The 10087-nt window shown below is 60.6% G+C and carries 11 protein-coding genes; 2 read left to right on the top strand and 9 right to left on the bottom strand.

What is annotated here, in order from left to right; translation table 11 throughout:
• Positions 1-570 precede the first annotated feature (570 nt).
• Complete coding sequence (locus tag HLUSI_RS30110) at positions 571-2160, top strand: methyl-accepting chemotaxis protein (RefSeq protein ID WP_050977761.1); 1590 nt, start codon at positions 571-573, stop codon at positions 2158-2160.
• A 185-nt stretch (positions 2161-2345) separates the two neighbouring features.
• Here the strand turns inward: HLUSI_RS30110 and HLUSI_RS0122505 are convergent, their stop codons facing one another.
• The 4 genes from HLUSI_RS0122505 to HLUSI_RS0122490 form a co-directional block, all read right to left on the bottom strand.
• Positions 2346-3137, bottom strand: coding sequence for an SDR family NAD(P)-dependent oxidoreductase (locus HLUSI_RS0122505; RefSeq protein ID WP_016836101.1), 792 nt, complete (start codon positions 3135-3137; stop codon positions 2346-2348).
• 112 nt (positions 3138-3249) lie between these two features.
• A complete protein-coding gene (locus HLUSI_RS0122500; RefSeq protein WP_016836100.1) occupies positions 3250-3495 on the bottom strand; it encodes a hypothetical protein in 246 nt (81 codons plus the stop codon).
• Between the two features lie 46 nt (positions 3496-3541).
• On the bottom strand, positions 3542-4048 hold the full coding sequence (locus tag HLUSI_RS0122495; RefSeq protein ID WP_029363900.1) for a hypothetical protein: 507 nt from the start codon (positions 4046-4048) through the stop codon (positions 3542-3544).
• A 144-nt stretch (positions 4049-4192) separates the two neighbouring features.
• Complete coding sequence (locus HLUSI_RS0122490) at positions 4193-4777, bottom strand: TetR/AcrR family transcriptional regulator (protein ID WP_016836098.1); 585 nt, start codon at positions 4775-4777, stop codon at positions 4193-4195.
• Positions 4778-4945: 168 nt separating this feature from the next.
• Between HLUSI_RS0122490 and HLUSI_RS0122485 the strand changes: the two genes are divergently transcribed.
• Complete coding sequence (locus HLUSI_RS0122485; protein WP_016836097.1) at positions 4946-6094, top strand: GGDEF domain-containing protein; 1149 nt, start codon at positions 4946-4948, stop codon at positions 6092-6094.
• Positions 6095-6198: 104 nt separating this feature from the next.
• Here HLUSI_RS0122485 and phaP read toward each other — a convergent pair whose 3' ends face one another.
• The 5 genes from phaP to HLUSI_RS34460 all read right to left on the bottom strand — a co-directional run.
• Positions 6199-6759 carry a TIGR01841 family phasin gene (gene phaP, locus HLUSI_RS0122480; protein WP_016836096.1) on the bottom strand — a complete coding sequence of 187 codons (561 nt, stop codon included), beginning with the start codon at positions 6757-6759 and terminating at the stop codon, positions 6199-6201.
• A gap of 216 nt (positions 6760-6975) precedes the next feature.
• Positions 6976-8169 carry a patatin-like phospholipase family protein gene (locus HLUSI_RS0122475; protein WP_016836095.1) on the bottom strand — a complete coding sequence of 398 codons (1194 nt, stop codon included), beginning with the start codon at positions 8167-8169 and terminating at the stop codon, positions 6976-6978.
• 136 nt (positions 8170-8305) lie between these two features.
• Positions 8306-8557 (bottom strand): DUF3717 domain-containing protein, encoded by a 252-nt coding sequence (locus HLUSI_RS0122470; RefSeq protein WP_016836094.1) that lies wholly within the window; start codon positions 8555-8557, stop codon positions 8306-8308.
• Between the two features lie 22 nt (positions 8558-8579).
• Positions 8580-9806 carry an MFS transporter gene (locus tag HLUSI_RS0122465; protein ID WP_016836093.1) on the bottom strand — a complete coding sequence of 409 codons (1227 nt, stop codon included), beginning with the start codon at positions 9804-9806 and terminating at the stop codon, positions 8580-8582.
• A gap of 42 nt (positions 9807-9848) precedes the next feature.
• On the bottom strand, positions 9849-10087 hold a 239-nt coding region (locus HLUSI_RS34460; protein ID WP_238534064.1), incomplete at its 5' end, for a hypothetical protein.

Below are 10087 nucleotides of genomic sequence, written 5' to 3'. Positions count from 1 at the left end.
GGGGGGGGGGGGGGGGGGGGGGGTGGCAACGGCGGGCTGTTGGGTCGGATGAGCAGGAGCGGGGGAGTTCATGGCCGGATGATTCCTCATTTTTCTCATATTCAGAAATTGAATTCTCACAAAGCGGGAATTTGATTGTAAATGCGGGGGAGGCGATTTGGTGTCGAAGGTTCGTTAAAGTGGGAATTTCTCATAAGCACGAGATGTCATTCGCAGATTTGACGAGGAAATCGCTATACCGCTGGTTTAACAAGACCAGCATGCGAGCGCCAGTCAATGCAGCAGGCGTCATCCGAAATGGCGGTCCGCAAGGCGCGAAAGGGAACACTTCAATCTGTTGCAGCTTGGCTGTCGGACCGTCAATATCAGCGCGTTTTATTGGAGATACGCCTTTGACGTCAGCCAAAGAATGCTAATCTCGTAACTGTAAATTACGTCAACGATGTACAAAAAATAGATGTGCCGTATTTCAATATTGCATCACGGTGGGAATCCTGGGCAGACCGGGCGCGGCGCCTGCAAAAATGCAGGAATACAAACATGCACATCACGTCACCTTCTGGGGGCACCATGAAACTCTCACAGTTAAAAATCTCCGCGCGCCTGGCAATCGGATTCACGCTGGTCTGCGTGCTGCTTATTGTCGTCACACTGCTCGGCATCATCCAGATGGCGCAACAGAAGCAGCGCATGGATGAGATCACCAAGATCAACAACGTTGAAGCCAGTGAAGCCTCGTCGATGTACCTCTCCATCACCGAACGCGCGCTGGCTTTGCGTAACATGATCCTGCTTGGCGAGAACCCACCGGAGATCGACGCCGAAATGAAGCGTGTCGATACGCAGGCAAAGAAATATGCCGCGGCGGAGAAGAAACTGGAGGCGATGCTCAAGAGCGAGAGCACGACAAACCCGGAAGAGCGGCAACTGTTTGCCGCCATCAGCGAAACCGCCAAGCTTGCCAACGGTTATATCAGACAGGTAACGGAACTGATCCTGGCCGGCAAGAGAGACGAGGCGTACGCGGTGCTGCGCAATGAATTCCGGCCGGTCCAGCGGAAATGGTGGGATCAGCTCAATAACTTCATCGTACTGGAAAATAAGCAGAACGAGGACGCCTCGAACAATGCTGATGTTGCGTACGTCAACGCACGTTTCATGATGCTGCTGTTTGGCGGACTTGCGCTGGTCGTCAGCATCATGGCGGCTTATCTGATCACGCGCAGCGTACTGAGCCAGCTCGGCGGAGAGCCTTCCTATGCGAATCAGATCGCGACCCGGATCGCGCACGGAGATCTGACCGTCAACATAGAAACCAGGCCGAGCGATCAGGACAGCCTGTTGTTCTCAATAAAGAGCATGCGAGATGCGCTGGCACAAATCGTCGGCCAGGTGCGCGCCGGGACCGATACGATTGCGACAGCGTCCAGCCAGATTGCCAAAGGTAACCTGGACTTGTCGTCGCGCACCGAGCAGCAGGCAAGTTCGCTGGAGGAAACCGCATCGTCCATGGAAGAATTGGCGTCGACGGTGAAACAGAATTCCGGCAGTGCTGTCCAGGCGCACGAACTGGCGGTGTCGGCATCGGACGTCGCGTCCAAAGCCGGCGAAGTCGTTCAGCAAGTCATCACCACGATGGGTTTGATCAACAACTCGTCGCACAAGATTGTGGAAATTATTTCGGTCATTGACGGTATTGCCTTTCAGACCAATATTCTCGCGCTGAATGCCGCCGTGGAAGCGGCGCGCGCCGGGGAGCAGGGGCGTGGTTTCGCCGTTGTCGCATCGGAAGTGCGCAACCTTGCGCAACGCAGCGCTACTGCGGCAAAAGAAATCAAGGTGCTCATCACCGACTCCGTGAAGCAAGTCGATATCGGGCGTTCTCTGGTGGAGCAGGCTGGCACGACGATGGGCGAGGTCGTCGGCAGCGTCAGGAAGGTGAATGGCATGGTGGCCGAAATTTCACAATCCAGCCGTCAGCAAAGCGAAGGCATCGAACAAATCAACGATGCCGTTGCACAAATGGACAATGTCACCCAGCAAAACGCTGCGCTGGTCGCTAGCCGCCGCCGCTGCACAATCCTTGCAAGAGCAGGCGGCAAAGCTGTCTGCGCTGGTCGGCATCTTCAAGCTGGGGACGTTGCCGATGTTGAAGGGTAGCATCGATATCACGCCGGGTCGTCTGGAGCTTACCTGACCGGCCGGGTGTGCAGAAATCCTGCCTTGCTGAAGCGATCAGTGGAATGAACAAGCCGGCGTCAGGCGCCGGCTTGATGATGCGTTCTGTGTATTTCGCAGTCCGCGCAGTTGTTCGTGCTTTCGTCTGCGCTATCGTCCGCGTTTCGTCAGAATGCGCTTTTGATCACCCCGCCGTCGACACGTAGCGCCGCGCCGGTGGTGGCGGAGGCCAGCGGACTGACCACGTAGGCCACCAGCGACGCCACTTCCTGCGGCGTGCCGAAGCGCTTGATCAGCGAGGTCGGCCGGACGTGGTCGAAGAACTCCGCCTCGACCTGCTCGAAGGTCTTGTCGCTCGCCCGCGCCATGTCTTCGACGAAGTCGCCCACGCCACGTGATTTGGTCGGGCCGGGCAGGATGCTGTTGACCGTGATGCCGGTGCCGGCGACGGATTCCGCCAGTCCGCGCGACACCGCGAGTTGCGCGGTCTTGGTCATGCCGTAGTGGATCATCTCGGTGGGGATCTGCACCGCGCTTTCACTGGAAATGAAGATGATGCGGCCCCAGTTGGTCCGCTTCATTTCCGGCAGCACCAGGCGCGCCAGGCGCACGCCGCTGAGGACATTGACGTCGAAGAAGCGCAGCCAGTCTTCGTCGGGAATGTCTTCAAAGGCCTTGGGCTCGAAAATGCCGAGGTTGTTCACGAGGATGTTGATGCCGGGATGACGCTGGATGACTTCATTGGCGGCATCCGGCTTGCTGAGGTCTCCGGCATAACCCTGGACCGTGCCGTTGGTTTCCGAACGGATGCGCTCCGCCGCCTCGTCGACGCTCGCCTGCGTCCTGCCGTTGACGATCACGTTCGCTCCCTCACGCGCCAGCGTGTGTGCGATCGCGTAGCCGATGCCGGCGGTACTGCCGCTCACCAAGGCCGTCTTGCCTTTCAATTGCAAGTCCATGTCGATTCTCCAGGGTTGATTGCGGAAAATTGTGCCACGCCACTATATCAAGAAGTCTTGCCCGGCATCGGCCATGAAAAAAGCCGGCAAGGGGCCGGCCTGGAGTGTGGATTCAGCGCTTCAGATCCGGCGTGCCGGCATTTGCCGCATCGGACAGGGCGCGGGAGAATTCGCTGTCGCCGGCCTGCGGCTCTTGCGACGCCTGCTGCTGTTTCCTTGCGCGCCGTTCAGCGGCTTGGGCCTCGGAGGCGAGCCGCCACTGATCCAGATGGCGAAAATAGGTGGAGCCGCTGTCGACGCGTCTGGTTGCGCCAACGGCGTCGACGGACTGAACCGGTGTTACGGGATTGCGCGCCATCTGTCTCTCCTCGGAAAACCACCGATGCGAAACGGCATCGGCTTGATTATGCTCGTGCTTTTGCGCATGTGCGCAGCGCTTTGCCCTGTCTGCGCAAAGACACCACTTGGATGACCAGTCCGCCTATCAGCATGGCGAACAGGGCGCCCTGGAATCCCAACAGCAGCGGCGACTTCAGGTCGGTCACGAACGGGTGGCCGTCCGGCACCCGGCGCAGCGTTTCCGACACGGTTGGCACCATGAGCAGGAATGCGGTGATGCTCAGGAAGATCGTTTCCGCATAGAGCGCCGCGCTGCGCGCCGTCGGCAGTCTTCCTACGCCGTAGCCGGCAAGGAGAAAGACCAGCGTGGCGACGGCGATGCCGTAACTGACCGCCTGATGCGCGACCAGGAAAACGCTGACGGCGCCGATCAGCATCGAGACGAAATAGATGCCGCCCGCGATCGAGCGCGGCACGATGCGGCCGTGGCGCGCGAACATGTACAGCGCCGCCGGAATGGCCGGCAAACTGCCTAAAGTATGAACCCAGCCGAGATGAGAAATTCCAAACATGGCGCTATCCTTTATCAAAAAATGGTTGAGGAGTGCATCGACCTTGTTCCGGAAGTGCAATTCCTGCAAGTAAAACTACCTACTAATCGGTAGGCAAAATGGCCGAACGTTGAAACAATCGTTGTGCTTCTCAAACCTGCCCCATCAAACCTGACGCGCAACCCGCGCCAGCACAGGATTGACGATGGCGCCGAACATTTTTGCCTCTCCATAAGCGCGCGCCGACAGCATGGCGCCGTGGACGGTCGCCATGAAGATATCCGCTTCGGCCTCGGCCGATCCGGTCAGCCCAAGGCTGCCTTGCTTTGCGCCGCGCGTGAAAACCGCAGTCAGCCAAGTTGCTAGCGCCCGAAAATGCGCGCGCACTTCCAGCGCGATTTCTTCGGGAAGAATCGGCATTTCAGTTGCCAGCAGGGCGCAGACGCAGAATGAAGACGATGCATCGGCGATGCAATTTTCCCAGAAGCCGGCATAAGCGCGCAGCTGCTCCAGCGGATCGGAGACGTGTTGTTCCAGCTTGGCGACGCCGGCTTGCATTTCCTCGCGATACCGCGCCACCAGCGTGCGAACCAGCACCGCCTTGCCGGGGAAATGATGGTGAATGCTGGCGTTGCGGATGCCGATGACCTTGGCGATGTCGGCATAGCTGAAGCCGTTGTAACCGCCGGCGATGATCAGGGTTTGCGCGCAGCGCAGGATGCTGTCGGCAGTGTTGGAGGAATCAGTCATGTGCGTAGCCTACCTTTTAGTAGGTAGATAGTCAAGCGATGATGTCGCAACCCTTCGGGAACATGAATTGCATCGTCCGGGCAAGCTGGGCTGAGCGGCCGGCGTTAAAATAGCGCGGCCCCTTTTTGAGTTTCCCCGGCAAGCTCAAGCACTCGTTATTCGTTATCCATGGCACTCGATCCCTCCAGTATCCTGATTCTCACCACCGCGCTGTCCGCTGCCGCTGCGCTTTACCTGGCAGTGGAATGGGACAGCGTGCGTGAAAGATCGCTGCTGTTCTGGAGCGCCGGTTTCGCCGTCATCACGGTCGGTTCGGTGCTGGCCCTGCTGCGCTCCAGCGGTTTCCTGTTGATCGGCATCTGGTTTGCCAACGGCTTGCTGATCGTCGCGCACTGGCTGTTCCTGGCCGGGGTTTCCCGCTTCACGAGCACCCGCTTGTCGCGCGGCTGGTGGCTGGTCGGCGCCGCCTGGCTGGCGATGCTGCTGGTGCCGGCCGAGCCATGGTGGTCCAGGGTGATGCTGTGCATCCAATCGCTGCTGATCGCCGGCCTCACGCTGCGCGCGAGCTTGCTGCTGCGTCCGCATGGCGTCTCGCTGAGCGTGGGCGCGGTGCAACTGCGTTACGTACTGCTGGCGCATGGACTGTTCTATGTCGCCAAGGCCGGTTCGACCGTCGCGCTGGACGCCTTCGTCGACCTGGCGGCTTTCCGCGGCGGCGTGATTCAGATCTCGCTGGTGGAAGGTGCGATGGCCATCATGCTGATCGCCTTGTCGATGACCGGCACCGAGCGCCACCGCCGCGAAGAGCGCATCGAGCAGCTGGCGGCGCGCGATCCGCTCACCGCGCTGTACAACCGCCGCGCGCTCGACATGCGCGCCCCCGCCTTGCTTGAGCAGGCCACGCCGGCAAGTCCGGGCGCCTTGCTGCTGATCGACATCGACAATTTCAAGCAGGTCAACGATCTGCACGGTCACAGCGCCGGCGACAGGCTGCTGGTGGCGCTGAGCGAAATGATCCGCGACGCCTTGCCGCAGGGTTCGCTGGCGGCGCGGCTGGGCGGGGACGAGTTCGTGATCCTGTTGCGGGAGGCTTCCGGCGACAGCGTGGTGGCGTTGGGCAACGGCTTGCGCGAGGTGTTCGGGCGAATGGCGCGGGAGACGTTCGCGACGCCGTCGGCAGTGACGCTGAGCGTGGGCGGGACGTTGTTCGACAAGCCGCCGACGGGCCTGGCGGCCTTGCTCGAGCGCGGAGATGCGGCACTGTACGAGTCCAAGCGCGGCGGCCGGGATACCGTGAGGGTGGCGTCTGCAGTCTGAGCCTGCAGTTCCGGCAGGGATCTTCAGGCGCGACATGAAACCGGCCGGGCAATAAAAAACGGACCGCATGGCGGTCCGTGAATGCTTGCTGCTGGTGCTACTGATTACTTCTTGCGGGCGGTGGTCTTTTCAGCGACTTGAGTGAACTGCTTGGCAGCGTTGCTCAGGTGACCTTCTAGTGTTTCCACGGCTTGCTTGGTGTTCTTGGTCAGTTGCTCGTAGCTGGCGTTGGCGTTGCCGATGGCCGACTTCAACAGGGCGACTGCGTTTTCCGAACCGGCTGGTGCGTTCTTGGAGATTTCTTCGACCAGAGCGGAGACCTTGCGGCTGGTTTCAGCGACTTGCGCTTCAGTCGCCTTGGTCAGTTCAGCTTGGGTGGCCGACACGATGCTGGCCAGGTGACGACCGTAAGCGGCAGCCTTTTCAGCTGTCGGTTGAGCTTGTGCTTGCGCCAGGGCCAGCAGTTCTTGCGGATCCTTGATGGATGCGAATTGCTGGGCTGTAGCGGCGGACTCTTCCAGCGATGCCTTGGCGGCGCTCAGGTTCAGTTCAACAATCTTTTCCAGACCTTCGAAAGTCTTGGTGGTGATGGTGTTGATCAGATCCAGTTGAGCCTGGAAGTGGGTCTTGGTTGCGGCGGAAAATTGATCTTGGTACGAAAACATGGACTTCTCCTTTGGTTTCAAAAACAGTGATGGACTAGCGGCTTACGTCTCGAATTACTATTTTTGTGCGCCGCAACAATTCCTATTTTATGCACTTCTTTGGTGAAATCAAGAGGTATTTTGTGCGCCGCACAAAATAATTCACCACCCGTCTGAATTATGCGACGGCCCACCCAGCCTGGCTTTGCGGGCAATTCATCCGAACGTTCGGTTCTTTTACCCGGCGGCAACATGGGTCTGTCCGCTGGGCAGGTCATGGACCACGATGCCGGCCTCGCTCTGGCCGAAAGAGTCTTCCTGGCTCAGGGCGATGCCGCGCAGGGCGTCCTGGTAACCCTGTTCCCAGCGCCAGCGCACCGAACCCCGGGCGAAGTTCACGTCCTTGGAGGCCATGTTCCAGTCGCGCCCGGCGTAGGGCAGGCGCACGATATGGATGGTGGTGTCGGCGCCCAACTCGGCCAGTTGCTTGCGGTCGGACGGCTTGCGCAAATCCGCCGGCATGCGCTCATACAGTTCGCGCGCCATCTTGCGCAACTGGTGCTGCTTCAGATAAGCGTCAATGTGGCGCTGCGAACGTGACGCGAAGGTGACGTCCTTCTCGCGCGTCTGCACTTCTTCGTAAGTGCGCGGCTCGGGGCCGTCGGCATGCCACAGGTCGACCATCATGCACAGCGTGTCCTGGCGCGGCTCGTCGCTGAGGACCGCCTCCAACGGCGTATTCGAATACAGACCGCCGTCCCAATAGAGATCGCCGTCCACCCGTACCGGCGGGAAGCCCGGCGGTAGCGCACCGCTGGCCATCACGTGTTCGGCGCCCAGCGTGTGCAGCGAGGAGTCGAACTTGACCAGCGAGCCGCAGGTCACCTTGACCGCGCTGACGGTCAGGCGGATGCCCTCGGTCTTGTCATTCAGGTAATCGAAGTCGACGTACTTGTTGAGAGTGGTGCGCAGTTCTTCAGTGTTGTAGAAGCTGGCTTCCTCGGGCGGTACCGGCAGGCCGATGGCGAATGGATTGAACGGCCGCGGCGTGAAGAAGCCGGGGACGCCGCGTACGATGGTATCCATCGTGGTGGCCCAGGTCATCAGCTGGCGGGTGGCGTCGGGCACCGCCCGCATGTCGATGGCGTCGTCGTGCGACACGCTTTCCCAGAAGGCGCGCAGGCGCGGGATACGGTCTTCGCGGCGGTTGCCGGCGATGATGGCGGCGTTGATGGCGCCGATCGAGGTGCCGACCACCCAATCGGGCGTCAGGTCGTGTTCATGCATGGCCTGGTAGACGCCGGCCTGGTAGGCGCCCAGCGCACCACCGCCTTGCAGCACCAGCGCAATGCGCGGCTTGGGCGAGGAGGAGGAACGCGGCGAGGAAGAGCGTGTGGAAGCGGGACTGCTGGCGTCGGGTTTGCGTCGCATCGGGATCCTTGCGGTGAGAGTACGGAAGACTGCGTGCCGGGAAGATCGTTCCGCAGCGCGTCATGCAAAAATCATACGCCACAAATGCGACAGGCGCGCTACGTGCGCCGTCTGGGGAGGAATCCGGAGGGAAAGCTCAGGCGCTCTGGCCCTGGCCGGCCCGGGCCTGCCGCCAGGCGTCAAGCAACTGGCGCGGCTCCTTGCCGATGACATCGGCGGCAATGCTGTGCAGATGTTCAATGATCATCACGGCATAGACGTCCGCCAATGCATTGACTTCAGGCGACAGCGCGCATTCCTCGCCGGTGGCGGGACGCCGGATGCGCCAGTAGTTGATTGCTTCTTCCAGTTCCGTCAGGGAAATAGTGGGTTCGCTCATGCCGGTCATTGTACGCCCGCCGCCATCAGGGTCAAAAACACAGCACGATGCGGTTGGCGACGCGCCGGATGGCTTTCTCGTTGACCGGCAGATTCATCACCGTGGCGAACAGGCCGAGTCCGATGGTGATCATCCAGACCGTGTTGTAGCTGCCTTCGCGGGTGAACAGATACCCGCCCAGCCAGACGCCCAGGAAGCTGCCGATCTGATGCGACAGGAACACGAAGCCCGACAGCATCGACAAATGCTTGAGCCCGAAAATACCGGCGATGATGCCGTTGGTCAGCGGCACCGTCGACAGCCACAGCAAGCCCATCGCCGCCGAGAAGATATACACCGACCAGGAAGACAGCGGCGCCAGCAGGAACAGGCTGATGGCGACGGTGCGCGAAAAATAGATGGTCGACAGCAGATAGCGCTTGGGCAGGAAGCCGCCCAGCTTGCCGGCGTAGTACGAACCGAAGATGTTGAACAGGCCGATCAGCGCCAGCGCCGCCACCGCGATGTTGGGATCCATCAGGCCCTTGTCCTTGAGGTAGGACGGCAGATGGGCGCCGATGAACACCACCTGGAAGCCGCACACGAAATAGCCCGCGATCAGGAACTGGAACGGCCGATAGGCGAATGCCTCGCGCGTGGCTTCCCAGATGCTTTGCTCCTGCTTGCCGCTGTGCGCCAGCTTCGGCTCGCGCAGGCGGAACGCCATCGGCACCATCACCGCCACCACCAGCGCGGACAACCAGTAGAACGCCTGTTGCCAGCCGGTGACCGAAATCAGTTGCTGCTCGACCGGCATCATCACGAACTGGCCGAAGGAGCCCGCCGCCGATGAAATCCCGAACGCCAATGAGCGTTTTTCCGGCGGCGCGCTACGGCCGACGATGCCGCTGATCGCGCCAAAGGCGGTACACGACAAGGCTGCGCCGATCAGCACGCCGGAGCCGACCGCGAACAGCATCGGCTGATCCACCAGCGCCATCCACAGCAAGCCGCCCATGTACAGCAGCGCGCCGATGACGATCACGCGCGCGGTGCCGTAGCGATCCGCCGCCATGCCGGCGAACGGGCCGAACACGCCCCACATCAGGTTCTGCAAGGCGATCGCCAGCGAAAAGGTTTCACGCGTCCAGCCGTGCGCCTGGGAAATCGGCTGCAGCCAGAAGCCCAGTCCATGACGCACGCCCATGGCCAGCGTCAGCACCAGGCCGCTGGCCAGGAGGACGGTCTTGAAATCGGGCGCGCGCTCGGAATGGAACATGGTGTTGTCTCGACTATCTGTTATTGAAATAATTTCGACAGTTTAGCGCAAGGATTCTGTCGTCGCCGGGCATGCAATTTCCGAACTAAGAAATACGAAATGCTTCGTTCTGCAAAAACACGGATTTTGATTTAATGGCCCATCGTTAATCCTGCCCGCGCTCGCCGCTTTGTACATTCCTGCGGCGCGGTCAATCTCGCGGAGCCATTCCATCATGTCAGCGGTCATCGAACAGTCGATCGCGGGCGCAGCCGTCCCTACTTCCCGTGCGCCGGGGGGGG

This window comes from Herbaspirillum lusitanum P6-12, assembly GCF_000256565.1.
GTDB lineage: Bacteria > Pseudomonadota > Gammaproteobacteria > Burkholderiales > Burkholderiaceae_D > Herbaspirillum > Herbaspirillum lusitanum.
This window is presented reverse-complemented; position numbering and strand designations above follow the sequence as displayed.